Source organism: Streptomyces sp. DH12, from assembly GCF_020873895.1.
In the GTDB taxonomy this organism is placed as follows: domain Bacteria; phylum Actinomycetota; class Actinomycetes; order Streptomycetales; family Streptomycetaceae; genus Streptomyces.
This window is the reverse complement of the sequence record NZ_JAHWGT010001092.1, coordinates 1-450: the sequence shown is the minus strand read 5'-3', so window position 1 is coordinate 450 and position 450 is coordinate 1. Positions and strand designations below refer to the sequence as shown.

3 pseudogenes are annotated in these 450 nt (G+C 72.4%); 2 read left to right on the top strand and 1 reads right to left on the bottom strand.

Annotated features, from left to right (window positions below):
* A pseudogene (locus LPA54_RS38685) lies at positions 1–145 on the top strand (NUDIX hydrolase); the annotation flags it as partial.
* A 17-nt stretch (positions 146–162) separates the two neighbouring features.
* A pseudogene (locus LPA54_RS38680) lies at positions 163–288 on the top strand (DUF202 domain-containing protein); the annotation flags it as partial.
* 39 nt (positions 289–327) lie between these two features.
* Here LPA54_RS38680 and LPA54_RS38675 read toward each other — a convergent pair.
* Positions 328–396: pseudogene (locus LPA54_RS38675) on the bottom strand (NUDIX hydrolase); the annotation flags it as partial.
* Between the last annotated feature and the right edge of the window lie 54 nt (positions 397–450).

Here is a 450-nt window from a genome sequence, read left to right as displayed (position 1 = left end):
GCAGGCCGAGGAGGTGGCCTGGCACGCCTTCCTGCCCGAGGACCAGGTGCAGCGGCGGCTCGGCACGTGGGAGTGGGTGCCGGACGGGCTCGCGGCGTACGAGCGGTTGCGGGCGTACCGGGCCGGGCGGACGGACCCAGCCTGACCGGTAAGGTCGCCCCCGTGATCGACTTTGTACGGAACGTCCGGTTGTGGTTCGCCCCCGCCGAGGTGCGGAACGACGGGGAGACGCCCGACTACCGCTTCTCGCTGGCGAACGAGCGGACGTTCCTCGCCTGGCTGCGGACGCACGTCCAGCTCGCAGCGCACCTCGTAGACGGCGGACCACCAGGTCCGGTTCCCGCCGTCGTCGTACAGGAAGGTGAACAGGTGCGAGGGGGCGGGCAGGCCGCTCACGCCCAGTTCCTCCTCCGCCTCCCGCAGCGCCGCGTCGTCGTACGTCTCGCCCGC